The 26,542-nt window shown below is 31.8% G+C and carries 25 protein-coding genes and 2 tRNA genes; 12 read left to right on the top strand and 15 right to left on the bottom strand.

All coding sequences use genetic code 11. The features are described 5' to 3' along the window. Positions 1-22: 22 nt before the first annotated feature. A complete protein-coding gene (sufC, locus tag SLH33_RS07465) occupies positions 23-772 on the top strand; it encodes a Fe-S cluster assembly ATPase SufC (RefSeq protein ID WP_320418456.1) in 750 nt (249 codons plus the stop codon). 107 nt (positions 773-879) lie between these two features. After that, entirely contained in the window at positions 880-2,193 is a 1,314-nt protein-coding gene (gene sufD / locus SLH33_RS07460; RefSeq protein ID WP_320418485.1) for a Fe-S cluster assembly protein SufD, read from the top strand. A gap of 31 nt (positions 2,194-2,224) precedes the next feature. Here sufD and SLH33_RS07455 read toward each other — a convergent pair whose 3' ends face one another. From SLH33_RS07455 to SLH33_RS07420, 8 genes are all read right to left on the bottom strand, one after another. Next, positions 2,225-2,743, bottom strand: coding sequence for a GNAT family N-acetyltransferase (locus SLH33_RS07455; RefSeq protein ID WP_320418455.1), 519 nt, complete (start codon positions 2,741-2,743; stop codon positions 2,225-2,227). A 3-nt stretch (positions 2,744-2,746) separates the two neighbouring features. Further along, the gene (locus SLH33_RS07450) at positions 2,747-3,118 is read right to left on the bottom strand and encodes a VOC family protein (RefSeq protein ID WP_320418454.1); all 372 of its coding nucleotides are present in this window, start codon (positions 3,116-3,118) and stop codon (positions 2,747-2,749) included. Between the two features lie 10 nt (positions 3,119-3,128). Beyond that, positions 3,129-3,575: an SRPBCC domain-containing protein gene (locus SLH33_RS07445; protein WP_320418453.1), complete on the bottom strand. Its 447-nt coding sequence runs from the start codon at positions 3,573-3,575 to the stop codon at positions 3,129-3,131. A gap of 58 nt (positions 3,576-3,633) precedes the next feature. After that, complete coding sequence (locus SLH33_RS07440; protein ID WP_320418452.1) at positions 3,634-4,290, bottom strand: hypothetical protein; 657 nt, start codon at positions 4,288-4,290, stop codon at positions 3,634-3,636. 263 nt (positions 4,291-4,553) lie between these two features. Beyond that, the gene (locus SLH33_RS07435; RefSeq protein WP_320418451.1) at positions 4,554-5,141 is read right to left on the bottom strand and encodes an acyltransferase; all 588 of its coding nucleotides are present in this window, start codon (positions 5,139-5,141) and stop codon (positions 4,554-4,556) included. A 47-nt stretch (positions 5,142-5,188) separates the two neighbouring features. Further along, the gene (locus tag SLH33_RS07430) at positions 5,189-5,938 is read right to left on the bottom strand and encodes an energy transducer TonB (protein WP_320418450.1); all 750 of its coding nucleotides are present in this window, start codon (positions 5,936-5,938) and stop codon (positions 5,189-5,191) included. A gap of 101 nt (positions 5,939-6,039) precedes the next feature. Continuing rightward, positions 6,040-7,251 (bottom strand): 2-oxoglutarate dehydrogenase complex dihydrolipoyllysine-residue succinyltransferase, encoded by a 1,212-nt coding sequence (gene odhB / locus SLH33_RS07425; RefSeq protein WP_320418449.1) that lies wholly within the window; start codon positions 7,249-7,251, stop codon positions 6,040-6,042. 78 nt (positions 7,252-7,329) lie between these two features. After that, positions 7,330-10,056, bottom strand: a complete 2,727-nt coding sequence (locus SLH33_RS07420; protein ID WP_320418448.1) for a 2-oxoglutarate dehydrogenase E1 component — start codon at positions 10,054-10,056, stop codon at positions 7,330-7,332. 269 nt (positions 10,057-10,325) lie between these two features. Here SLH33_RS07420 and SLH33_RS07415 point away from each other — a divergent pair. From SLH33_RS07415 to bioA, 5 genes are all read left to right on the top strand, one after another. Further along, positions 10,326-10,399, top strand: a tRNA-Asn gene (locus tag SLH33_RS07415). A gap of 61 nt (positions 10,400-10,460) precedes the next feature. Continuing rightward, positions 10,461-10,534 (top strand) — tRNA-Asn (locus SLH33_RS07410). Between the two features lie 50 nt (positions 10,535-10,584). Then, positions 10,585-11,724 carry a pyridoxal phosphate-dependent aminotransferase family protein gene (locus SLH33_RS07405; RefSeq protein ID WP_320418447.1) on the top strand — a complete coding sequence of 380 codons (1,140 nt, stop codon included), beginning with the start codon at positions 10,585-10,587 and terminating at the stop codon, positions 11,722-11,724. A 76-nt stretch (positions 11,725-11,800) separates the two neighbouring features. After that, positions 11,801-12,415 carry a dethiobiotin synthase gene (gene bioD / locus SLH33_RS07400; RefSeq protein ID WP_320418446.1) on the top strand — a complete coding sequence of 205 codons (615 nt, stop codon included), beginning with the start codon at positions 11,801-11,803 and terminating at the stop codon, positions 12,413-12,415. An 83-nt stretch (positions 12,416-12,498) separates the two neighbouring features. After that, positions 12,499-13,764: an adenosylmethionine--8-amino-7-oxononanoate transaminase gene (gene bioA, locus SLH33_RS07395; protein WP_320418484.1), complete on the top strand. Its 1,266-nt coding sequence runs from the start codon at positions 12,499-12,501 to the stop codon at positions 13,762-13,764. Here bioA and SLH33_RS07390 read toward each other — a convergent pair. Next, positions 13,750-14,196, bottom strand: coding sequence for a cytochrome c oxidase assembly factor Coa1 family protein (locus tag SLH33_RS07390; RefSeq protein WP_320418445.1), 447 nt, complete (start codon positions 14,194-14,196; stop codon positions 13,750-13,752). The genes bioA and SLH33_RS07390 overlap by 15 nt on opposite strands. A 78-nt stretch (positions 14,197-14,274) precedes the next feature. On the opposite strand from SLH33_RS07390, the gene SLH33_RS07385 reads away from it, so the two are divergent. The 3 genes from SLH33_RS07385 to SLH33_RS07375 all read left to right on the top strand — a co-directional run bounded on the left by SLH33_RS07385 (position 14,275) and on the right by SLH33_RS07375 (position 17,562). After that, positions 14,275-15,441, top strand: a complete 1,167-nt coding sequence (locus SLH33_RS07385; protein WP_320418444.1) for a beta-ketoacyl synthase N-terminal-like domain-containing protein — start codon at positions 14,275-14,277, stop codon at positions 15,439-15,441. 52 nt (positions 15,442-15,493) lie between these two features. Then, positions 15,494-16,591 (top strand): biotin synthase BioB, encoded by a 1,098-nt coding sequence (gene bioB, locus SLH33_RS07380; protein WP_320418443.1) that lies wholly within the window; start codon positions 15,494-15,496, stop codon positions 16,589-16,591. Positions 16,592-16,692: 101 nt separating this feature from the next. Then, positions 16,693-17,562: a cupin-like domain-containing protein gene (locus SLH33_RS07375; RefSeq protein WP_320418442.1), complete on the top strand. Its 870-nt coding sequence runs from the start codon at positions 16,693-16,695 to the stop codon at positions 17,560-17,562. 293 nt (positions 17,563-17,855) lie between these two features. Here the strand turns inward: SLH33_RS07375 and SLH33_RS07370 are convergent, their stop codons facing one another. The 5 genes from SLH33_RS07370 to SLH33_RS07350 all read right to left on the bottom strand — a co-directional run bounded on the left by SLH33_RS07370 (position 17,856) and on the right by SLH33_RS07350 (position 22,299). Next, positions 17,856-18,071 carry a hypothetical protein gene (locus tag SLH33_RS07370; RefSeq protein WP_320418441.1) on the bottom strand — a complete coding sequence of 72 codons (216 nt, stop codon included), beginning with the start codon at positions 18,069-18,071 and terminating at the stop codon, positions 17,856-17,858. Between the two features lie 80 nt (positions 18,072-18,151). After that, the gene (locus SLH33_RS07365; RefSeq protein WP_320418440.1) at positions 18,152-19,693 is read right to left on the bottom strand and encodes a glycine--tRNA ligase; all 1,542 of its coding nucleotides are present in this window, start codon (positions 19,691-19,693) and stop codon (positions 18,152-18,154) included. Positions 19,694-19,792: 99 nt separating this feature from the next. Continuing rightward, entirely contained in the window at positions 19,793-20,695 is a 903-nt protein-coding gene (locus SLH33_RS07360; RefSeq protein WP_320418439.1) for a hypothetical protein, read from the bottom strand. Between the two features lie 92 nt (positions 20,696-20,787). Beyond that, the gene (locus SLH33_RS07355) at positions 20,788-21,687 is read right to left on the bottom strand and encodes a hypothetical protein (protein WP_320418438.1); all 900 of its coding nucleotides are present in this window, start codon (positions 21,685-21,687) and stop codon (positions 20,788-20,790) included. Positions 21,688-21,738: 51 nt separating this feature from the next. Beyond that, on the bottom strand, positions 21,739-22,299 hold the full coding sequence (locus SLH33_RS07350; RefSeq protein WP_320418437.1) for a class I SAM-dependent methyltransferase: 561 nt from the start codon (positions 22,297-22,299) through the stop codon (positions 21,739-21,741). A gap of 50 nt (positions 22,300-22,349) precedes the next feature. Between SLH33_RS07350 and SLH33_RS07345 the strand changes: the two genes are divergently transcribed. Both SLH33_RS07345 and SLH33_RS07340 read left to right on the top strand, forming a co-directional pair. Further along, positions 22,350-23,042 (top strand): ComF family protein, encoded by a 693-nt coding sequence (locus SLH33_RS07345; protein ID WP_320418436.1) that lies wholly within the window; start codon positions 22,350-22,352, stop codon positions 23,040-23,042. Positions 23,043-23,083: 41 nt separating this feature from the next. Beyond that, on the top strand, positions 23,084-24,682 hold the full coding sequence (locus tag SLH33_RS07340; RefSeq protein ID WP_320418435.1) for an Ig-like domain-containing protein: 1,599 nt from the start codon (positions 23,084-23,086) through the stop codon (positions 24,680-24,682). A gap of 54 nt (positions 24,683-24,736) precedes the next feature. Here the strand turns inward: SLH33_RS07340 and SLH33_RS07335 are convergent, their stop codons facing one another. Beyond that, positions 24,737-26,428: a glutamine--tRNA ligase/YqeY domain fusion protein gene (locus SLH33_RS07335; RefSeq protein WP_320418434.1), complete on the bottom strand. Its 1,692-nt coding sequence runs from the start codon at positions 26,426-26,428 to the stop codon at positions 24,737-24,739. Positions 26,429-26,542: the final 114 nt, after the last annotated feature.

The following is a 26,542-nucleotide window of genomic DNA, read 5'->3' as shown; positions in this document are numbered from 1 at the left end:
AGCCAAAAGCAAATAGCATATTATGTTAAAAATAAAAAACTTACACGCAGAAGTAGAAGAAAAATCAATCTTAAAAGGATTGAATTTAGAGGTTAAAGCAGGAGAAGTTCACGCAATTATGGGACCTAACGGTGCTGGTAAAAGTACTATGGCCTCTGTTATTGCAGGAAAAGAAGAATACGAAGTAACGGAAGGAAACATTGAATTAAACGGTGAAGATATTAGCGAATTAGCTCCAGAAGAAAGAGCACACAAAGGTGTGTTTTTATCATTCCAATATCCAGTAGAAATTCCAGGAGTTACAGTTACTAACTTTATTAAAACTGCTATTAACGAATCTCGTAAAGCACAAGGTTTAGAGGAAATGCCTGCTAAAGATATGTTGAAGAAGATTCGTGAAAAATCTGAGTTATTAGAAATTGACCGTAAGTTTTTATCACGTTCATTAAACGAAGGTTTTTCGGGAGGTGAAAAGAAGCGTAACGAAATCTTCCAAATGGCAATGTTAGAGCCTAAATTAGCCATCTTAGATGAAACCGATTCTGGTTTAGATATTGATGCGTTACGTATTGTTGCTAACGGTGTAAATAAATTAAAATCTAAAGACAACGCGGTAATTGTTATTACACACTACCAACGTTTATTAGATTATATAGTACCTGATTATGTACACGTTTTACACGATGGTAAAATTGTAAAAACAGGTGATGCTTCTTTAGCAATGGAGCTTGAAGAAAAAGGTTACGACTGGATTAAAAACGAATTAGTGTAAAACGTACTTGTCTGTTCCCACAAAGGAGGGAAACGTAAGTTCAGCGCAAATTTTAAGTTTCAACAATACGATTCTGCAGCCAATGCAGAATGACAGAAGAAAGAAGAATGGAGTTAAAAGAAAAAATAGTATCATCATATGTAGCCTTTGAAAATGGAAAAAACATCAATTCAGATGTGCATGAAATCCGTTCAAAAGCGTTACAAAACTTCGAAAAGTTAGGATTTCCTACTAAAAAACTAGAAGCTTGGAAATACACTTCTTTAAATTCAGTTTTAAAAGAAGATTACAGTATTTTTCCAAAAGCTGAAAAAGCTGTTGAGTTAGCTGATGTAAAGAAGTATTTTATTCACGATATTGATTCGTATAAAATCGTGTTTATTGATGGTAAATACAGCTCGTTTTTATCAAATACTACACATGATGGTAAAGACATTTGTTTATTATCATCTGCTTTATCAAAACCAAAATATAAAGCTGTTATTGAAAATTACTTTAACAAAGTAGCTAAAGAAGACAACATGACTTCTTTAAATACTGCTTTTGCTAGTGAAGGAGCTTATATTTATATTCCTAAAAATGTTGAAGTTGAAAAACCAATTCAAATCATCAACTTTACTACAGGAACTGAGGCTGCAACAATGTTACAACCACGTAATTTAATCATTGCTGAAAGAAATGCGCATGTACAAATTATTGAGCGCCATCAAAGTTTAACAGATGCTCCTGTATTAACTAACTCGGTTACCGAAATCTACGTTGATACACATGCCAATGTTGATTATTATAAAATTCAGAATGATAAAGTAAATGCTTCTTTAGTTGACAACACTTACATTGAACAACAAAAAGAAAGTAACTGTTCGGTACATACTTTTTCTTTTGGAGGAAACATTACACGTAACAACTTAAACTTCTTTCAAAAAGGAGAACACATTAATTCTGTATTAAAAGGTGTAACTATTATTGAAGGAAAACAACACGTAGATCATCATACGTTAGTACATCATATTGAGCCTAATTGTGAAAGTCATCAAGATTATAAAGGAATTTATGGTGAGCGTTCTACAGGTGTTTTCAACGGAAAGGTAATTGTTGAGAAAGAAGCTCAAAAAACGAATGCTTATCAACAAAACAACAATGTTTTAATTAGCGATAAAGCTACCATTAATGCAAAACCTCAATTAGAAATTTTTGCTGATGATGTAAAATGTTCTCACGGTTGTACTATTGGTCAATTAGATGATCAAGCCTTATTTTACATGCAACAACGTGGAATTCCGAAGAAAGAAGCAAATGCTTTATTAATGTATGCTTTTGCTAATACTGTTTTAGAGAGTGTAAATATTCCGGAAGTAAAACAACGAATAACAAAGTTAATAGCACAAAAACTAGGCGTTAATATTGGCTTTGACTTATAAAAACTAAAAACCGACTTTTCAGTCGGTTTTTTTATTTCTTTATTTTAAATAACATAAGCTCTTCATCATCATTCGGAATTTTGGTGAATTTCTCAAAAGTTAATCCGAGTTTTTTTAACAGCTTTTGAGACGACGAATTATCTTTTACGGTAATAGCACTTATCTCCTCTATTCCAAAGTCGTTAAACGCAAGATTTTTTACTTTATTTGAAGCTTCAAAAGCATACCCTTTACCTTCAAACTGTGGTAAAAATGAAAAACCAATATCTACTCCATCTAGTCCTTCTCTATCATATAAACCGCAACATCCCATTTTAGTGTTATCTTCTTTATTAATTACGGTAAAATTACCATATCCTAATCTTTCTAATTGAGGTAACATTCGGTTTTTTATATAATTTTCTGCATCTTCAAGAGTACGGACTTTTCTATCGCCGATAAACTGAATCCATTTTGGAGTGTTTAACAATTCCAAAATAAAAGCTCCATCTTCTACTTGTGTTGGTTTTAAAATTAGTCGTTCTGTTTCGTAAGATTTGTATTGAGTCATTTTTTATACGTGTTGGTCGACCAAGATAACATTTCCATCTGGATCAAAAAATACAATACTGGCAGGTCCTGAAGAATTTTCATCTGCCTCGCTATCCAACTTAATATGATTCGCTTTTAAATGCTTTTGAATATCACGTACATCATCAAAATCATTTAACTTATTAGCATTTTCATCCCAACCAGGGTTAAAAGTTAAAATGTTGTTTTCAAACATACCCTGAAACAAACCAATAAGCGAATTTCCGTTTTTCATAATTAGGTAGTTATGTACCATACTTCCTGCAAAAACGGAAAACCCTAAGGTTTCATAAAAGTCTTTAGATTTTTGTAAATCTTTTACCGCCAAACTGATTGAAAATGCCCCTAGTTTCATTGTGATATTTTTAATTTCTTTCTTCGAAAGGAATGATAATTCCTTTTTCTACGTAATTTTTCAAACCGTTTAATAGCAATGCCCAACAATATGAGGAGTGTTTGAAATGATTATTTTGCTCGTGCCAATCTTTATGGAAAAAATGCACCCATGTACTGCCTTCTTTTTCAAACAGATCAAAACCAAATGTAGTTGGGTTCCAGTCAGGGTCAGACTTGGTCATTTTAATATAAAAAGATTCATTTTCTTTACATTGTGTTACTTTTCCAAACCAGTTATAGGGCTCTCCAAAATGAAAGTTATATTCCGCTCCTAATTCTGGTGTTCCTGTACACTGTAATGGCCACCAATGAATCAATTGGTTAGGTTGTGTAATTGCTTTAAAAACTTTGTTTGACAATGCTTTAATTTGAAAATTATGATAAATAGTAAATTGTTGGTTGATATTTATCTTCATACTCATTAAATTACTTTGCTATTAAAGTTAGAAAAATTATAATAAACCAAAAAAAGAATTACAAAAGCAATTTATTATCTTTTTTTATCAAAGCCTGTATTAGAAAATAGTATGCTATATTATACAAAAACACACTCAACATAATAAAAAGAGTATTGGTTCCATCAATTTTTTTTGCTCCAGAAAGCGCATCAGAAAAAACAAATATCATAATAGATATAAACATTTCTTTATTACCAAATTGAGATCCATTGCTTACAAGTTTTGAAAATGAAATAGCTAACAAAAATAATAGGGTAATTGATGTTAGGATTGATAAAAAAAAGAAGCTTGTATTTACATACATACTATACATTACTACTCCCATTATTGTTATTGATAGTGTAAATATTAATCCTATAAATTTATGATCATTTTTTTCTTTATAGGACAGTAATAAACTAATCCATGAAATTCTTAAAGCTATAAGGCTAAGCATTCCTAGAAGAGTATATTCATTGAGGGAAAACAAAGCTCCTGTTACTAGAATAAAAAAAGATAGGATATAAAAATTTACATTAATTTTTTTTACTGAAAAGAAATAAAATATTATTAAACATGATAAGCTTAACACTCTAGGAAAAATTAAAAAAGCTCTTTCATCTATATAAATCATCCATAAATCAACCAACCAAAAAAAAATAAAGAAAGTGATTATGATTATCTTTTTATACATTAAATAAGTCTTCTTTTTAAGTGAAAGCCTAAAATAAGAAAAATTCCTCCACTTTTACACCGTATAGTATATAATGAGCAATTTATTTACACAAATTGTCAGGCTAATTTATAATAAAAACACATTGATTTTACTGCATAAAAAAACCCACTCTAGATGAGTGGGAAAAATTGCTATGAAAAAGAAAAAGAAAGTGGTTTTTTAACCACATTCCAAATATAAAACCTTTTTTCACTCTACCAAATTTTTTTAACAAAAATTATTTAACTGTTAATTTTCTCTACACTTTTGTTATTTAATTTATATATATCATGATTTTCTGGACATTCTGCTACTCCTTCTTTATTAAATTTTAATCGATGACCATACTCGCTAACCCAACCTATTTGTTTTGACGGATTACCAACAACCAAAGCATAAGGCAAAACTTCTTTAGTTACTACTGCTCCTGCGCCAATCAAAGCATATTCACCTATATTGTTTCCACAAACTATAGTTGCATTTGCCCCAATACTTGCTCCCTTTTTTACCAAAGTGGGTTTAAACTCATTTTTTCGGTTTACTGCACTTCTAGGGTTTATTACATTCGTAAATACCATTGATGGTCCTAAAAACACATCATCTTCACAAATTACTCCTGTGTATATAGAAACATTATTCTGTACCTTAACATTGTTACCTAACTTAACATTAGGAGAAACTACAACGTTTTGTCCTAAATTGCAATTATTACCAATTATTGAATTAGGCATGATATGGCTAAAGTGCCAAATTTTTGTTCCCTCACCTATTTTACAACCTTCATCAATGACAGCTGTTTCGTGAGCAAAATATGTATGTTTATGACTCATGCTAACAAAAATAAAAAACTCAACCGAATTGGTTGAGTTTTTATATTCTATTCTACCCTAAAAGTAATTGGTAATGTATATTTTACTTTTACTGGTTTTCCGTTTTGTCTTCCTGGTGTAAATTGTGGAATTTTACTAACTATTTTCTGTGCTTCTTTGCTTAACCTAGGATGCGGTGCTCTGACTTTCACCTCAACTACTTCTCCATTTTTATCGATAACAAATTCAGTGAAAATTCTTTTCTTACCAGGAGATAAACCTAATTCATTTGCTAGATCAGCATTAAAATATCGCTGCACTAAACGATTCATCTTTTTATCAAAACATTTTCTAGTCTCTGTTTGACTCATCCCCTCACATCCTTCAAATACAGGAATTTCTTGGACATTGCTATAATTTACAGGATTGGGATCATCTTCTTTATCAATAAAGTTTTCATCAACTGTAGTAAGCCCATCGATAAAAGAAGGTTCATCCGGCGTAGGATCAATAATAGGTAAATCATTAACATCTAATGGTTTATCAACTACATCTACTTTAGTAATTTCAATTATTTGAGTTCGTTTTTTTGGTTTAACTCTTTTTTGCGGAATCTCTTTTACATATACAAATGGTTTATCAAGTGTAATAACAGTATTAATTTCTTCTCCTCTATCAGGTTCTTTAATAGCTACATTTTCTGATTGGTGTTCTAATGAAATAAACACAATAAATAATACCAATACTAACCCAAGTTGGGTAAATACAGTAGAGAACTTTTCCAATTGTTGTTTGGGATGTTTTTTGAATTTTTTCATGATACACAGTTTTAATGTTAAAACTTTGTTAAAACAAGAAACATGCCAATAAAAAAGCAGCTCAAAAAGCTGCTTTAACATTAATATTTTTTCGAAATAATTTACATTTCTAATGCTTTCGTTGGATTTCCGTCCATCAATAATTCTACTGGATTTTCTAAAGCTTCTTTAACCGCTACTAAGAATCCAACAGACTCTTTACCGTCAATAATTCTATGGTCATACGATAAAGCAACGTACATAATTGGTTGAATTACTACTTGACCATCCACCGCCATAGGACGATTAACAATATTATGCATTCCTAAAATTGCACTTTGTGGTGGATTAATGATTGGTGTAGATAACATAGAACCAAATACACCTCCGTTAGTAATTGTAAACGTACCTCCAGTCATTTCATCAACAGTAATTTGACCATCACGAGCACGTAACGCTAAACGTTTTACTTCGCTTTCAACTCCTCTAAAGGTTAAGTTTTCTGCATTTCTAATTACAGGAACCATTAATCCTTTTGGCCCTGAAACAGCAATAGAAATATCTTGGAATTCAAAAGAAACCATTTCTTTACCATCAATCATTGAGTTTACAGCTGGATACATTTGTAATGCACGTACAACTGCTTTTGTAAAGAAGCTCATAAAACCTAAACTAACTCCGTGTTTAGCTTTAAAATCATCTTTAAATTGCTTACGTAAATCAAAAATTGGTTGCATATTAACTTCGTTAAACGTAGTTAACATAGCTGTTTCGTTCTTTACAGAAACTAAACGCTCAGCAACTTTTCTACGCAACATAGATAGTTTTTTACGCTCAACTCCACGGTTACCCATTCCTGGAGTTCCCATAGATGGCACAGCTTTTACAGCATCGTCTTTAGTTACTCTACCGTCTTTACCAGTACCTTGTACATCAGAAGCACTCATCCCTTTTTCAGCTAATACTTTTTTAGCTGCAGGAGATGCTGTTCCTGTTGCATACGTTTCTTTCTTAGGTTCAACTTTAGCAGGCTCTTCTTTCTTTTCTTCAGCTTTCGGAGCTTCCTTTTTTTCCACTCCTCCTTCTGGTTTTGCAGCACTCATATCAATATGACAAACTACTGCTCCAACCGCTACTGCATCACCTTCTTCTGCTTTTAAAGTGATAATTCCACTCTCTTCAGCAGGTAATTCTAAAGTTGCTTTGTCAGAATCTACTTCAGCAATTGGTTGATCTTTTTCAACATAATCACCATCTTCAACTAACCAAGTTGCAATTTCTACTTCTGTAATTGATTCCCCTGGAGAAGGAACTTTCATTTCTAAAACACTCATGTTTCTTTATTTTTAGTTTTGCTGATTTTGTTTCAGCATCCAATTTATTTGGTTTATTTTATTTTCTTTTTTTAATAACTAATCAAATACTTGATCTATTATTGCTTGATGACGTTCTTTAAATCGTGTACTTGAACCTGCTGCTGGAGCAGATCTGTATTTTTCTGTAGCACTTTCTAATTTAGCTAATTCAAAACGTTCTAACATATACCCCCAAGCTCCCATATTTTTAGGCTCTTCTTGTGCCCAAACATAGCGATCTACATTTGGATATCTATTCATTACTTCTTGAATTTTTTCTAAATGCAATGGAAACAACTGTTCTATTCTAATTAAGGCTACATCTTCTCTTCCTAAATTTTCTCGCTCTGCTAATAAATCGTAATAGAATTTACCTGTACAAAACACCATTTTTTTCACTTTAGAAGTATTTATAGTATCATCAATCACTTCTTGGAAAGTTCCATTTGCTAAATCTTCAATAGTATTTACTGCTTTAGGATGACGTAATAAACTCTTAGGTGTAAATATAACTAATGGTTTTCTAAAACTTCTTTTTATTTGACGGCGTAAAATGTGATATATATTTGCAGGTGTTGAACAATTTGCAATTGTCCAGTTATCTATTGCACTTGATTGTAAAAAACGTTCAATTCTTGCTGATGAATGCTCTGGTCCTTGTCCTTCATAACCGTGAGGCAACAACATTACCAATCCGTTTTGTAATTTCCACTTGTCTTCTGCTGAGGAAATATACTGGTCAAAAACAATTTGTGCTCCGTTAGCAAAATCACCAAACTGTGCTTCCCATATTGTTAGCGTGTTAGGTGCAGCCATTGCATAACCATAATCAAACCCTAAAACTCCATATTCTGATAAATGTGAATTATATATGGTGAAATTTCCTTTATTTTTCGGATTTGTATTTAATAAGTTTACACGCTCTAAAGTTTCTTCATCACGCATAATAGCATGACGGTGTGAAAAAGTACCTCGCTCAACATCTTCTCCAGAAATACGAACATCATAACCTTCTTCTAACAATGTTCCGTAAGCTAAATTTTCAGCAGTACCCCAATCTAAAGAATTGTCTTCAAAAACCATTTTTTCACGGCCATTCAAAATACGCTCTGCTTTACGCACAAACTTATGTCCCTCTGGAGTTGTAGATATTACTTTAGCAATATCTTTTAAGGCATCAACTGAATATGTGGTATCAATGGGTTGTAACATATCTGTTAATTGCTTACGCACAAAACCTTTCCAAACGTCTGGCATAAAATCTTGAATTTTTGAAGTCGATTTCTTTTTAGACTCTGCAAATTCTTCTTCTAAATGGTTTTTAAAATCCTCAGTAATTTGAGTCACATAGTCTGCAGTTACACTTCCTTCTTTTATAAGTTTAGCAGCGTAAATTTCTTTAGCATTCTTGTGTTTTGAAATAGCTTTATATAGTTTTGGTTGTGTAAAACGCGGTTCATCTCCTTCATTATGACCGTATTTTCTATATCCTAACAAATCTATATATACATCTTTATTAAACTTTGCACGGTATTCAACAGCCATAGCCATTGCATGGCATACTGCTTCTGCATCATCTGCATTAACATGTAATACTGGTGAGAGTGTTACTTTAGCAACATCTGTACAATACGTACTTGAACGTGCATCTAAATAATTGGTTGTAAAACCTACTTGATTATTTACTACCACATGCAATGTACCTCCTGTTTTATAGCCATTTAAAGTCATCATTTGAGCTACTTCATAGACTATTCCTTGGCCAGCAATTGCAGCATCTCCATGTACTAAAACAGGTAAAATTTTGCTATTATCTCCGTTATAGTTTAGATCAATTTTTGCGCGAGTAATTCCTTCTGCAATAGCATCAACAGTTTCTAAATGGGAAGGGTTAGGCACCAAATTCATTTTCATTTTCTGTCCGCCTTTATACTCTTTGCTTAGTGTTAATCCAAGATGATATTTAACATCTCCGTCAATAGATTCATCTTCAAAATCTTTTCCTTCAAACTCACTAAATAAATCTCTAACGGGTTTTTTAAAAATGTTAACCAAGGTATTTAAGCGACCACGGTGTGCCATTCCTAATACACACTCCTCAACACCAAACTTCTCAGCTGCATCTCTAAGTGCAACACTTAATCCGGGAATTAGTGTTTCTCCTCCTTCTACAGAAAAACGTTTTTGACCCACATATTTTGTTTGCAAAAAGCTTTCAAAAGTTGAAGCTTGGTTTAATTTTGAAAGAATATATTTTTTGGAATCTAAGTCGTAGTTCGGATGATTATCATTTTGATTTAAACGGTTTTGCCACCACTTAATTTCTTCTGGGTTACGTAAGTACATATATTCAACCCCTATACTATCACAATAAATAGCTTGAAGATGATCAATAATTTCCGATAACGTTTTAACTCCTATTCCTAATATTTTTCCAGCACTAAAAACTGTTTCTAAATCATCTTTAGATAATCCAAAATTTTCAATATCTAGAGTTGGTGAATATTTTCTGCGCTCACGAACAGGGTTTGTTTTGGTAAAAAGATGCCCTCTCGTTCTGTAACCGTTAATTAAATCTATTACTAAAAATTCTTTTTGCACTACTACAGGCACCTCAATTGAAGTTTCTTCTTCATGCAAAGAATAATTTTCATTTGCTAAGTCATACCCTTGAAAAAAACTTCTCCAACTTGGCTCTACTGCATCTGGATTTTTTTGATATTGCTCATATAAATCACCAATAAAACCTGTGTGTGCTGCGTTTAAGAACGAAAACTTGTCCATATATACTATCGTACTTTTCTTTATTAAGAATAATGAACACAAAAGTACAACTTTTGATAAAAACAAGATATTTTTTTACTGTTATTTTGTTAATATTAATAGAAAATAATTTTGTTGTTTTTTGTTTTTAAAATGTACAGAAACAGATTTTTATCATGTCTTTTTTATTTTATCTAGTTTTATAATACTATTTTTAATAAAAAAATTTGCAGATATAAAAAAACTGCTTAAATTTGCACTCGCATTTAAAACGAGGTTCGTTTTTAAATTCCTCCTTAGCTCAGTTGGTTAGAGCATCTGACTGTTAATCAGAGGGTCCTTGGTTCGAGCCCAAGAGGAGGAGCAAAGGCAAAGTAGAAGCCGATAATTTCTACATTTTACATATATTTGTTCTAACAGAACATTCCTCTTTAGCTCAGTTGGTTAGAGCATCTGACTGTTAATCAGAGGGTCCTTGGTTCGAGCCCAAGAAGAGGAGCTAAAAAAAGACTTACACAACTATGTGCAAGTCTTTTTTATTTTTACCATATGATATTTCCAAAAAAACTCGAACAAAAATTAAAACTGAGAGAAGAAAATGAAGCGTTACGAACCTTGGATTCAAAAAACGAGTTAGTTGATTTTTCTTCTAATGATTATTTAGGTTTTACGAAGTCTGAACTCATTTTTGACAAAACACATCAGTTTTTAATTGAAAAAAACTTTAAGTTGAATGGAGCAACCGGATCAAGGTTATTGACTGGGAATCATCTTTTATATAGTGAAGTAGAAGTTTTTTTAGCTGATTTTCACAACACTGAAAGCACTTTGGTTTTCAACTCTGGTTACGATGCTAATATTGGTTTTTTTGCGTCAGTTCCTCAAAGAGGAGATGTTATTTTATACGACGAATTTATTCATGCTTCAATTAGAGATGGAATTCAACTTTCAAATGCAAAAGCGTATAAATTTCAGCATAATACTATTGAGGAGCTCGAAAAATTATTGATTCGACATTCTGAACTTGTTTCAGAATCTCATTCAAACATATATGTAGTCACAGAATCTGTTTTTTCCATGGATGGAGATTCCCCTGATTTAGCGGCAATGATAGAAATTATTAAAAAAAACAATGCTTATTTGATTGTTGATGAAGCTCATGCTATGGGAGTTTTTGGCGCTGGATTAGTTCAAAAATTAAATTTAGAAAATGAAGTTTTTGCTCGTATTATCACTTTTGGTAAAGCATTAGGCTGCCACGGAGCAGCGATTTTAGGAAGCAAAAAGCTCACCCGATATTTAGTAAATTTTGCTCGTAGTTTTATTTACACTACAGGTTTATCACCTCATTCTTTAGCAACTATCAAAACCTCTTATGAGCAATTAGATGATGATTCAACGGATAAACTACATCAAAATATTCATCATTTTAAATCAGAAATTGAGCGATTGGAGCTGAAAAACCTTTTTATCGAAAGCAATTCAGCTATTCATTGTTGTGTAATATCAGGAAACACAAAAACTAAAAACATCGCTAATCAATTACAACAAAACGGATTTAATATAAAACCTATACTCTCTCCTACAGTTACTGAAGGAAAAGAACGATTACGTTTTTGCTTGCACAGTTATAATTCTACCCAAGAAATTACTCAGGTTTTAGAGAACCTTGCTACTTTTGCAATCTAAACGTCATTGCGAACGAAGTGAAGCAATCTGCTTCTATAAATAGAGATTACTTCGTCGCAATGCTCCTCGTAATGACATGAAACAACAAAAATATTTTATCACAGGAATTTCTACAGAAGTAGGAAAAACCATTGCTTCTGCAATTATTACAGAAGCCCTGGAAGCTGATTATTGGAAACCTATTCAATCTGGAGATTTGGATTATTCAGACACCCATAAAGTTCAAAAGTTGATTTCTAACAAAAAATCAGTTTTTTATCCTAATTCTTATGCATTGCAAACTCCTATGAGTCCACATGCATCTGCTGAAATTGACGGTACACAAATAGAACTCAAAAACATCAAAGAACCAAAAACTAAAAATCATTTGGTTATTGAAGGTGCTGGCGGATTATTAGTTCCGTTGAACGACACCAATACTATTTTAGATGTTATCAAACCAGATTACAAAGTAATTGTGGTCTCTCGTCATTATTTAGGAAGCATCAATCACACCTTGTTAACCATTAATTTATTAAAAGAAAAAGGATTTGATGTATCCTTAGTTTTTAGTGGAAACGAGCATCCAACAACAGAAAGTATCATTAAAAAAATGACAGATGTTCCTGTAATTGGAAGAATTGAAGAAGAACCATATTTTGATCAAAATGTAATCAAAGAATACGCTGAATTATTTAGAGATAAATTATAAATGTCATTCCTGCGAAGGCAGGAATTTCACAAAAGTAACCAACAATTAAAAAGATTCCTGCCTTCGCAGGAATGACAGATCATATGAACTTAACCGAAAGAGACAAAAAACACCTTTGGCATCCGTTAACACAACACCAATTACATCCAAATCATTTGGCAATCACCAAAGCCAAAGATGCGTTGTTGTATGACGATCAAGGGAATGAATATATTGACGGAATAGCATCTTGGTATACTTGCATGTACGGTCACTGTAACGAATATATTACCCAAAAGGTTTCCGAACAAATGCAACAACTGGATCATGTAGTTTTTGCAGGATTCACACACGAACCCGCTATCAAGTTATCAGAAGAACTCATTAAAATTCTTCCTGAGAATCAAGAAAAGATCTTTTTTTCAGATAACGGTTCAACATCGGTTGATGTAGCCATTAAAATGGCGTTGCAATATCATTTTAATCAAGGTGAAAAAAGAGGAAAAATCATTGCTTTAGAAGATGGATTTCATGGAGACACCTTCGGTGCAATGTCTGTTTCCGGACTTTCGGTATACAACGGGCCTTTTGAAGATTTTTTTATTGATGTAGAAAGAATTCCAGTTCCTACTCAAGAAAATTTTGAAGAAGTAAAAACTCAGTTTTTGCAATTGATTTCAGAACACAAAGTTGCTGCTTTCATCTACGAACCTTTGGTTCAAGGTGCTGCGGCTATGAAAATGTTTGACGCCAAATTCTTAAATGAACTTATTGAAATCGCCCATAAAAACAACGTTTTAGCCATTGCTGATGAAGTGATGACTGGCTTTGGAAAAACAGGGAAGCATTTTGCATCCGATTACCTTGAAAATAAGCCAGATATTATTTGTATGTCAAAATCACTGACCGCTGGTTTGGTTCCTATGGCAATTACGAGTTGTTCTCAAAAAGTATATGATGCTTTTTTAAGTCATGATATTGCTAAAGGATTTTTCCACGGACACACCTATTCTGCAAATCCAGTAGCGTGTATTGCTGCCTTGGCAGGAATTGAATTATTACAATCAGAAGAAATCCAGCAAAATATTCAACGAATTATTAAATCACATCAAGAATTTGATGCGAAAATTAAGCAACATTCTAAAGTCAAATCAACTCGACAAAAAGGTGTTATTTATGCTTTAGATTTAAATGTTGAAATGGAACGTTACGGAGATTTACGCTATAAGTTATTCAACTTTTTTATGGAAAACGGCGTGTTTTTGCGTCCGTTAGGAAATACCATATACATTTTAGCTCCGTTTGTAATTACAAACGACCAGCTTCAAAAAGTGTATTCGGTTATTGAAAAGGTTTTAGATACTTTCTAAAATCTTTTCTTTTTCTAAAAGGTTTATTTCCTCACCAGTTTCTTTAATACTAACATATAAATCTTCATAAACCCATTCCTTATTCACTCTTATTCCTCTTACAATTAGTGTAGCTTCTCCTTTTTCACCCTTAATTGGAATAGAAAAATCTACATCTCCATTATCATTGTTAACAGAAATATTACCATTTGGAAAACCATTGGTTTCAATATTGTCTCCTATTAATTCTATAAGTTTTTCATTCTTATTAGCAATTTCAATAGCATCATCAATAGGAGATATTTCCTCCATTTTACTTACCACTCCAAAAATGGTAGCTCCAATACCGAAAACAAATAGGAGAATAAAAATTAAACACCCAGAGCAACATCCTAAAGGTAAAGCCCAAGGCCAGTTTCTGGAAAACCAATTTTTTTGATATTGTTCACTCATAGTTTTCCGAGCAAGATAGCTAAATTATTTACTTAAAAATAACCATAGAAAACATATTTTTGTCAAAATTACTTTAATTTGATAAATCCAATATCCATAACATCATTTGCCTCAATTTCTGCTTTAGGAAGTACTTCTGAAGAAGTTTGGAAAGCGTATTTAGACAACAATCACAGAATTTCAACAAAAGATTTTGGTGATTTTTCTGCTTGGGTTGCACAACTTTCTAATGATGATAAAAAAATTATTGAGCAAATAAAAAACTCAGATAATAAGTATAAAAACTTAGATGACACTGTTTTGTTTGCGCTGTATGCTTCGAGAAAAGCAGTTGAAAAAGCAGGTTGGAAACCAGAAGATAACTTCGGAATTAATATCGGTTCTTCTCGTGGCGCCACTTCTTTATTTGAAAAATATCACAAGGAATTTTTAGACAAAGGAGTATCCTCAACGTTAAGTTCACCTACAACTACCTTAGGAAATATTTCCTCATGGGTGGCACACGATTTACAAACCAACGGTCCTGAGGTTTCACATTCCATTACTTGTTCCACAGCATTGCATTCATTATTAAACGGAGTTGCATGGGTTAATTCTGGAATGTGCGATAAGTTTTTAGTGGGCGGTAGCGAAGCTCCGTTAACCGATTTTACGGTAGCACAAATGCAAGCTTTGAAAGTGTACGCGAAAAGGTCGTTGAGCGAAGTCGAAACGTATCCATGTAAAGCTTTAGATTTAGAAAAAACTAAAAACACTATGGTTTTAGGCGAAGGAGCTTCTGTAATCTGTTTAGAAAAAGGAGAAAGCACCAAGGCGATTGCTAAAATTGAAGGAATTGGATACGCAACAGAAGTTTTAAAACACAACACTTCCGTAACTGCAGATGCAGAATGTTTTCAAAAATCGATGAAAATGGCAACACAACACATCAATTTGGAAGAAGTTGATGCTATTGTGATGCATGCTCCAGGAACGATTAAAGGCGATTCTTCCGAAGTAAATGCAATCAAAAAAGTTTTTGGAAATCGTACTCCGTTTTTAACCACCAATAAATGGAAACTAGGCCATACATTTGGTGCTTCAGGACTATTAAGTTTAGAACTAGCTTTATTAATGCTACAACATCAACAAGCAGTTCGAGTTCCTTTTGCGCAAGAACAAATTCAGCCTAAAAAACTGAACAAAATATTAGTAAATGCTGTAGGTTTTGGCGGAAATGCTGTTTCGGTTTTAATTTCAAAATAAGCCAAAAATAAATTTACTTTTCCTACTTTTGAATTTGACAAACAACGATTTTATGAGTGAAATAAGACACGATTGGACGAAAGAAGAAATTCTAGCTGTATATAACAAACCTTTAATGGAGCTTTTATATGAAGCTTCAACTATTCATAGAAAACACCACGACCCTAACACTGTACAAGTAAGCACCTTAATCTCTATCAAAACCGGTGGATGTTCAGAAGATTGCGGATATTGCCCACAAGCTGCTCGTTATCATACTGATATTGAAGGCAACGATTTAATGACCGTGAATCAGGTAAAAGCACAAGCGTTACGTGCTAAAGAAAGCGGTTCATCTAGAGTTTGCATGGGAGCTTCTTGGAGAAACGTAAAAGACGGACCTGAATTTGATCAAGTATTGGAAATGGTTCGTACAATTAACAAGTTAGATATGGAGGTTTGCTGTACCTTAGGAATGGTAACCGAAAACCAAGCTAAACGTTTAGCAGAAGCTGGTTTATATGCGTATAATCATAATATTGACACTTCGGAAGATTATTACGATGATGTAATTTCTACTCGTGCCTTCAAAGACAGAATTGACACCATTGAAAACGTTCGTAAAACAAATGTTACAGTTTGTTCCGGTGGAATTATTGGTATGGGAGAATCTTTAGAAGACAGAGCAGGAATGTTAGAAACGTTAACGCGTTTTTCTCCGCACCCTGAATCGGTTCCGATAAATGCTTTGGTAGCTGTTGAAGGAACTCCGTTAGAAGACCAACCACCTGTAAATATTTTTGAAATGGTGCGTATGGTTGCTACTGCTCGTATTGTGTTACCAGAATCTCAAGTACGTTTATCTGCAGGTAGAACGCAAATGAGCAGAGAAGGTCAAGCTATGTGCTTCTTTGCAGGAGCAAATTCAATTTTTGCAGGAGATAAGTTATTAACTACTCCAAATCCAGATATTAATGAAGACATGAAAATGTTTGAAGAATTAGGGTTGAATACGCAAAAAGCATTTTATAAACACGAGCAACGAGAATCGGTAGAAGCAGCTAATTCTCAATATCAAGATTTAGGAGAAAAACCAAAATGGACAAGACCAGATCATAAAATTGAGCGTAACGAAGCTAAAAAACAAGAAGCCAAAGTTTTAAGATCTTAAAAACATAAAACCATCATAATTTGATGGTTTTTTTTTGCAACCTATGTTACAAGAAATTAAGTAACGTTTTCTTAACTTTGCTGTTTTAAAATTGTGAATGCATGGAACTACAATTGCAACAAGTAGACAGAGTTGAAACCATAACCAAAGAAGATTTTATCAAAAACTATTTTAAACCTCAAAAACCTGTTGTTATTGAGCGTTTTATCGAAGATTGGCCAGCATACTCCAAGTGGTCTTTAGACTATATGAAGGAAATTGCAGGAGACAAAACAGTTCCGTTATATGATGATAGACCGGTAGATTATAAAGATGGTTTTAACGAACCACATGCAACTATGAAAATGAGAGAGTATGTAGATTTGTTAAAACGAGAACCTACAAAATTTAGAATATTTTTGTGGAATGTTTTAAAAGAGGTTCCACAGTTACAAAAAGATTTTACATTTCCAGATTTTGGACTGAAATTAATGAAAGGATTACCAATGCTTTTCTTTGGAGGTCGAGATTCGTATACTTTTATGCATTATGATATTGATTTAGCCAATATTTTTCACTTCCATTTTGAAGGGAAGAAAAAGTGTATTTTGTTTGATCAAAAACAAAATAAACACTTGTATAAAATTCCGCATTCATTAATTACACGTGAAGATATAGATTTTAATGATCCTGATTTTGAAAAATGGCCCGCATTAAAAAATGCAAAAGGTTTTATTGCTGAATTAGAGCATGGAAATGTGTTGTACATGCCTGAAGGATATTGGCATTATATGCGTTATGTTACACCGGGTTTTTCAATGAGTTTGCGTGCTATTGCTCGAAATCCAAAAAATTTAGGAAAAGCCGTATACAATGTATTTATAATGCGTAGCATTGATAACATTATGCGAAGAATTCGTGGCCAAAAATGGATTGACTGGAAAAACGAACAGGCCATTACAAGAACTAATAAAGCAAATAATATAGTTTAAATTATAATTAGCATACCCCAAAAACTTAATTTTTGGGGTATATTTTTTATAAGAGATAATATTACCACTGAAAATTTTAAGTTTTAATTAAAATAAAAAACTAAATATTTTCTTAAATTAGTTGCTTAAAGAAAAAGAATTATGAAAAAATGCCCTCATTGTTCTTCTGTGGAAAGAAGAAGAACAAGAAGAAACGGATTTGTTAGATACATTCCTTTAGTAAAAACTTATTATTGTTTGCATTGTGGAAAAAAATACCATTGGGTATCTTTGATAAATTTTCCTATTAAAACTTAATCCTTACTTTTTTCATTACCTATTATATACTTTTTATACTTACCATCTCTATATCTATAATAAATAAATATAGGCATTAATATAAAAGACATAAAAAACACTCCTAAGCCCATTACTATTTGTGCTTTGGGGTATTCCATGTATAATAAACAAGCCCCAACAATCATCCATATTAAAAAAATGATAAAAAGGGTTATAACAAGTTTTTTCATCTTTTAAAATTTGTTACAAAATTACAAATAAAAAAAATCCTAAGCTTTTGACTTAGGATTGATTTTACTTTAATAACAACTTACATTTTCATTAACCAAGAGCGCATATCTACTTCTTGTTTAATTATATCTCTTAGTTCTTCTATTTTAACTCTTTGTTGTTCCATAGTGTCACGATGACGAATAGTTACTGTATTGTCTTCTAACGTATCATGGTCAACGGTTATACAGAAAGGTGTTCCGTTTGCATCTTGACGACGGTATCTTCTACCTACAGCATCTTTTTCATCATACGTAATATTAAAATCCCACTTTAAATCGTCAACTATTTTACGTGCTATTTCTGGTAATCCATCTTTCTTTACTAATGGCAAAACTGCCGCTTTAAATGGCGCTAAAACAGCTGGTAATTTTAAAACTGTACGTGTGGTTCCGTTTTCTAATTCTTCCTCTTGTAATGAATTAGAAAAAACGGCTAAGAACATACGATCTAAACCTATAGAAGTTTCTACTACGTAGGGTATATAACTTGTATTTTCTTCTGGATCAAAATATTGTAATTTCTTTCCTGAAAACTTTTCGTGCTGACTTAAATCAAAATCGGTACGTGAGTGAATTCCTTCTAATTCTTTAAAACCGAATGGAAATTTGAATTCAATATCAGCTGCTGCATCTGCATAATGTGCTAATTTTTCATGATCATGGAAGCGGTAATTATCTTTACCCATTCCTAATGATAAATGCCATTTTAAACGGGTTTCTTTCCAGTTTTCATACCATTCTTTTTGAGTGCCTGGTTTTACAAAAAATTGCATTTCCATTTGCTCAAACTCGCGCATTCTAAAAATAAACTGACGCGCCACAATTTCATTACGAAAAGCCTTACCTGTTTGTGCAATTCCGAAAGGTATTTTCATACGACCCGTTTTTTGCACATTTAAGAAATTTACAAAGATTCCTTGTGCTGTTTCTGGGCGTAGGTATACTTGCATTGAACTATCTGCAGAAGCTCCTAACTGAGTGCCAAACATTAAATTGAATTGCTTAACATCTGTCCAGTTTTTACTTCCAGAAAGCGGACAAGCAATTTCTAATTCTTCTATCAATGTTTTCACATCTGCTAAATCTTCATTTTCTAAGGACTTTGCTAAACGAGAAAGAATGGTATTTATCTTTTCTTGATAACCTAAAACTCTAGCGTTTGTTGAAAGAAATTCTTCTTTATTGAAAGCATCACCAAAGCGTTTTTCTGCTTTTTTTACTTCTTTTTCAATTTTAGCTTCAATTTTAGCACAATAGTCTTCTACTAAAACATCGGCTCTATATCTTTTTTTACTATCCTTATTATCAATTAACGGATCGTTAAAAGCATCTACATGCCCAGAGGCTTTCCAAGTGGTAGGATGCATTAAAATTGAGGCATCTATACCTACAATATTTTCGTGCATTTGCACCATTGCTTTCCACCAATATTCTCGGATATTCTTTTTTAACTCTACTCCGTTTTGTGCATAATCATATACCGCACTTAAACCATCATAAATTTCAGATGATTGAAAGATATAACCGTACTCTTTAGCGTGCGATATTACATTTTTGAATTGATCTTCTTGTTTTGCCATATTGCAAAAATAAAATAAGGTTTTTATATAAAGTAATTAAACATAAAAAAAGTGAAGAAGTTATATTCTTCACTTTTTTATTTATTTGAAATATTGATATTATCTTAATTTTATAGAGGAGTTACCTGAGAAAACACCATCTACAAAAACATTTACAATATATTCTCCATTCTTAATAAGATCTCTGTTTACTAATATTAAAGAAACAACATTTAATTCATTGTTTTCATAATTAGCTTTTATTTCATCGCTATATTCTATTTCTAAACCATTTTTGAGCGTTGTGATATCTTCTGGAGCTACAACCTTTTTTTCTATATCGTGAATTTGAACGTATATAGTTTTTTCTCCAGGCACTGTAAATTCATTTTTTGGCAATTTAAAGTTTACCTTAAAAGCATCTGTTCTATTAGATCTAGAAGTAGTTGTTAGTCTTCCGCTACTTCTTTCTTTCATTGCTGTTACATCAATGTTTTCAACTTTTAATGCTCCAGCATAATTTATTTTTGCTTGCAACTCTTGTGCATATTTTAATAGCGAGTCATTTTTTGCTGCCAATTGTTTTGTTATAGAGTCTTGTAAATTCAACTCATTGGTAACTGCCTTTTTTGCATCTTCTAATTCTTTATTTAATATATTAAGAGAGTCTACTTTATTAAACAAAATTCTGTTTTGTCGTTCAAGAGTAGCTACTTGTCTACGGTATTTTCTTATCAGTTTAAAGTTGTTTGTTTTTAAATTTTTAACAGAATCTCTAAGAGCAATAATTTTATTTACTTCTTTAATTAGTCTTTTTGAAAGTTCTTTCTTTTTAACAGATAAATCTTTATAATCATTGATAATTTCATCTAATTCTTGCTGAAGTGCTAACTTCTCTTCTACAAAAGCATTTTCTAATTTTACATAATCGTCATTTTTTTTGTAAGCATAGAAAAGTAAAATAATTAATAATCCTACTAAGAGGTATTTTAAACCATCTTTCTTTTTTGGGGATTCGTTCATTATAAATAAAGTTATGGGTTAATGATTTTCTAAAAATAGTAACGTTTTTTAATTATGAAAATTATTTTATTAATAAAAAAAAAGTTAATTTTTTATCTAAGCTCTAAAACCTTATTTCCTATTAATTTATCTTCTAAATATACATTAAGTTGATAAGCTCCTTCAGAAATATGATTTCTATCAACCTCAATTAAAGAAACTAAAGATATTTCTGGGCTAGAAAAGTTTACTTCAATCTCTTTGCTATAGGAAATGTTTTTTTTGGTTTTCAACCATATTTTTCCAGTAGGAGAAATTGTATTTTTATGATTGTCTAGTATACTGATGTAGATTTTTTTTACTCTTGAAGCAACTAATTCATTTGTAAGTAAGTTAAAAGACACTTTAAAAGCATCCGTTCTGTTTGATCTTGAAGTTGAGGTGTATTTATCATTACTCTTTCTTTTCATAGCAGTAAATTCTAAACCATCAATTTCTATTACAGATGCTTTCTTTATTATTTCTTCTAATTGCTGTTGACTTTTCTTTAAGTTGCTGTATTTTTTTATAATTTGCTCATTAATAACACTTTGCTTATCTAACTCCTTTTTTACTGTTACATTTTCAACTTGCAAAACACTATTAATTTCATTTAAAGAATCTATTTGAAAGAAAAGTATTCTATTTTCTTTTTCCAAATCTGAAACTCTTCTTCTAAACCCTTTAATTAAGTTGTAATTTTTCTCTTCTAAATTTTTAATAGAATCTCTTAGCTGTATAACTCTATTTCTTTTATTTCTTAAATTACTAGAAATAGATATTTTTTGATCAATAACCTCATCATAGTCATTAATAATTTTGCTAAGCTCTTTTTCTAACTCATTTTTTTCTTCTTTGAATGCTAACTGAAGAGTTTGATAGTCTTTTGTGTTTTGATAAGATAAAAAACCGATAGCAAAAATTAAAAGCAATAGAAATATAACAATACCTCTATTTTTATTTTTTGAGTTCATTATGTGGGGAATAATTAATGTGGTAACAAAATATATTACCCCGCTAAAATACTATTTTTTAGTACACTTATACACAAAAGCCGGTGGAAAGTTTAAAGGTTCAAAACTTAATGAAATATTTTCTCCAAAGATTTTTTTAAGTTTTTTATAATATGATAAGCTATATTGAAACTGCATAAAGTAGCCCTTATTTTTTAAGATATTATAAGATGCTCTTAATATGTTTTCAGATAAATTACTAGGTAATATGGTTAAAGGCAAGCTGGATATAATATAATCTGCTTGATCAAAACCCAACTTATTTAATTCTTCTTTTACATCTTCTGCAGAAGCTTTTAAAACTTTTAATTGCGGATTGTTAATTTGAAGTAATTCATTATAAAAAGTATCGTTTATTTCGAAGCAGACTAACATTGTACTAGGTTGTAGCTTTTTTAAAATGTATTTTGTAATAGCTCCGTTACCCGGACCTAATTCAACTATAACTTTAGCATTTTTAAAATTTACTGGTTTTAATATTTCATTAGCTAAAAAACGAGAACTTGGTACTACAGTGCCTGATGTTTTATAGTTTTTTAATGCTTCTTTAAAAAATTTAATCTTTTTGCTCAAAATAAATACCCTTACTTTTTTGTATATTTCATGAAAGTAGGTACGCAAATATGCAATTTTTAAAAGACTTTACTAAATTGTTTTATCCTGAATTATGTGTTGGGTGTAATTCCAACCTCTATTCCAGTGAGTTAATATTGTGTTCTAGCTGTAGGTTTGATCTGCCTATCTTAGATATTGAAGATCCAGAAAAAAATTTAGTGGCTTCATCATTTTACGGGAGAATACCTATAAAACACGCAGTATCTTTGCTTTCTTTTCAAAAAGAAAATACTACTCAAAAATTAATTCATCATCTCAAGTATAAAAACAATCAAGAAATCGGAAGCTTTTTAGGACAATGGTTTAGGAACCACTTAAAAGAAAAGAACTTTTTTTCGGATATAGATTATATTATTCCTGTTCCTTTACATCCAAAAAAACTACAAAAAAGAGGTTATAATCAAGTTACGACCTTCGGAAAAAGTTTGAGCAAAGAACTTGAAATTTCTTATCAAGAGAATATTTTACAACGAGTAGATTTATCATCAACACAAACCTTAAAAAAGCGTTTTGAACGCTTTTCTAATGAAAACACTAAGTTCAAACTCACCAATCTTACTTTTTTTGAAAACAAACATGTTTTATTAGTGGATGATGTAATTACTACCGGCGCCACGCTTGAAGCTTGTTGTAATGAATTGTTAAAAACTAAAAATATTACTATTAGTATAGCCACTATGGCATTTACTGAAAAAACCTAAGTGTTTTTTAGTACTTTTGATGTCAAACTAAAAACATTATTGTGAAGTTATTTTACAGGCTTTTAATACTATCTATTTTATCGGTTTTAACTATTGAATGCGCTCGAAAAGGAAGACCTGAAGGAGGTCCTAAAGATGAAACCGCACCTATTATGGTTACCGCAAAACCTGCAAATGAATCGGTAAATTTTGATGCTAAAAACATTAGAATTTATTTTGATGAATACATCGTTTTAAAAGACTTAACTAAACAACTGGTTATTTCTCCTCCATTAAAAAACCCTCCTTTAATTACTCCACAAGGAACCCCAAGTAAATACATCAATATTAAAATTTTAGACACTTTACAACCTAATACTACGTATACTTTTAACTTTGGTAATGCAGTACAAGACAATAATGAAAATAACAAATTAGAAAACTTTAAATATGTTTTTTCAACAGGAACTTATATTGATTCTTTAACTACAAAAGGAACCATTAATGATGCCTTAACTGGTAAACTAAAGAAAAATGTAAGCATTTTGTTATACAGATTAGATTCTACTTATACCGATTCTATCATGTATAAACAAAAACCTAGTTACGTTGCTAATACTGCCGATTCGTTAAACTTTCAGTTTACCAATTTAAAGGAAGGTAAATATGTAATTATGGGGTTAGATGAAGAAAATAGAGATTATATTTTTAACCCAAAAACTGATAAAATAGGATTTTTAACAGATACAATTTCTTTACCAAAAGATAGTATTATTACAAATTCTCTTACTGTTTTTAAAGAAATTCAACCCTATACTTTTAAAAGGGCTAAAGAAGTTACTAAAGGTAAAATTGAGTTTGGTTTTGAAGGAAAACAAACCGATATGAAAGTAGAATTACTTTCTCAAGTTCCTTCAGATTTTAAATCGTATACACAATTTGAAAAAGAAAAGGACACCCTTAATTATTGGCACACTCCTATTGACGTAGATTCTTTAAATTTTAGGGTTGCCAATAAAGAATTTATTGATAGTGTAACTGTTCGTTTACGAAAGAAAAAAATCGATTCGCTAGTTGTAAATTCAACAATAAGCAGTACGTTACATTTAAACGATACCGTATTTTTAACAACCAATAATCCTGTTGAACTTATTGATAATTCAAAAATTTCTTTGTTTGATAAAGATACCACTGAAGTAGCTTATGAACTGTATAAGAAAGAAATCAATAAAATTGCGTTACTGTTTGATAAAAAACCGAAAAATAGCTATACGTTAAAAGTATTACCCAAAGCTATTACCGATCTTTATAATACTTCAAATGATACTCTGAGCTACAAGTTTTCTACTAAAGAAGTGGAAGATTACGGAACCATTGCTCTAACCATTCAAAAAGAAACGGAGAGTCCGGTAATTATTCAATTATTAGACAAAAATAAAGTGATTAGAACTGATTATGTAACTAATCCACGCATTGTAGAATTTACCTTATTAGAACCTAAAGAATATACAATTAGGGCAATTATTGACACAAATGGTAACAAAGTATGGGATACTGGTAATTTCTTACAGAAAATTCAGCCAGAACGTATTGTCTATTATACGGAAAATTTAAAATTAAGGGCTAACTGGTCGTTTAACGAAACCTTTATTATAAAATAAAAAACATCCGAAGTAGGCTTACTTCGGATGTTTTGTTTTATTTGAATAATTTAACTACTTGTTCTTTTTTGCCCAAGTATCGCGCAATCCAACTGTTTTATTAAAAACTAATTTTTCTGGAGTAGCATCGTCATCTACATTAAAGTAACCTAAACGCTGAAACTGAAAACGATCTCCAACTTTTGCTGTTTGTAAACTTGGTTCAACAAAAGCATTGATAACCTCCAAAGAATTCGGATTTAAAAACTCCATAAAATCTTTGTCTTTGTGTGCATCCGGAGCTTCATCAGAAAATAATCTATCATACACTCTTACCTCAGCTTTTACTGCATGTTTTACAGAAACCCAATGAATAGTTCCTTTTACTTTGCGTTTGCTTTCTTCTGTACCGCTACCCGATTTACTTAACGGATCGTATGTACAATGAATTTCGGTAATATTACCGTTTTCATCTTTTACACAACTTTCTCCTTTAATTATATACGCGTTTTTTAAACGAACTTCTTTACCTATGGTTAATCGGAAATACTTTTTATTAGCTTCTTCTTTAAAATCGTCTCTTTCGATGTATAATTCGCGTGAAAAAGGAACTTCTCTCGACCCTGAATTTTCATCCTCCGGATTATTCTCAGCAATCAAGATTTCTTCTTTATCTTCCGGATAATTGGTAATGACCAATTTTACCGCATCCAACACTGCCATTACTCTATCAGCAGTTTTGTTTAAATCTTCACGAATTTTAAATTCTAACAACGCTACATCAATCACGTTTTCACGTTTTGAAACTCCAACAGTTTCAATGAAACTACGAATAGCAGCCGGTGTATACCCCCTACGACGTAATCCTGAAATAGTTGGCATACGCGGATCGTCCCATCCTGAAACAATACCTTCTTCAACCAACTTTAACAACTTACGCTTACTCATTACAGTATAGCTTAAGTTTAAACGAGAAAACTCGCGTTGTTTAGGCACTAATGGATATTCTCCGTTACTATATTCATACACATTATCACGGAACCAATTGTATAAATCGCGGTGAGGTTTAAATTCTAACGAACAAAGTGAGTGTGAAACTTGCTCAATATAATCGCTCTCACCATGCGTCCAATCGTACATTGGGTAAATAACCCAATCGGTACCTGTTCTATGATGGGGTTTGTGTAGAATTCGGTACATAATAGGGTCACGCAACAACATGTTTGGTGATGCCATATCTATTTTAGCACGCAAAACATGTTCACCTTCTTTAAACTCACCGTTTTTCATTCGCGTGAACAAATCTAAATTTTCCTCAACGCTTCTATGTCTGTATGGACTCGCAACACCTGGTTCGGTGGGTGTACCTTTTTGTTGAGCCATAGCTTCTGATGATTGCGAGTCAACATAGGCTTTACCATCTTTAATTAATTGTACTGCCCAATCGTATAATTGCTGAAAATAATCAGAAGAATAACGTTCGTCTGCCCATTGATACCCTAACCAAGCTACATCACGCTTAATAGCATCTACATATTCTTGCTCTTCTTTAGCTGGATTGGTATCGTCAAAACGTAAGTTTACCGGAGCATTATATTTTTCTCCTAAGCCAAAGCTAATTCCGATAGCTTTTGTGTGCCCTATATGTAAATATCCGTTAGGTTCTGGTGGAAAACGAAAACGTAAATTTTCTTTTGGCATACCATTAGCCAAATCTTCTTCAATAATTTGCTCAATAAAATTGAGTGATTTTTTTTCTTCTGACATATAATCAACGTTATTTGACGCAAAAGTAGTTATTTATAAAGAAAAAAAGCAGTGAAAATTCACTGCTTTTTTATTTTTTGCGTTAGGGATTGAATGGTGTGTTTGAGCTCTTTT

The sequence above is a fragment of the Tenacibaculum sp. IB213877 genome (genome assembly GCF_034043975.1).
GTDB lineage: Bacteria > Bacteroidota > Bacteroidia > Flavobacteriales > Flavobacteriaceae > Polaribacter.
The sequence above is the reverse complement of the archived record's forward strand: the minus strand, read 5'-3'. Positions and strand labels throughout refer to the sequence as shown.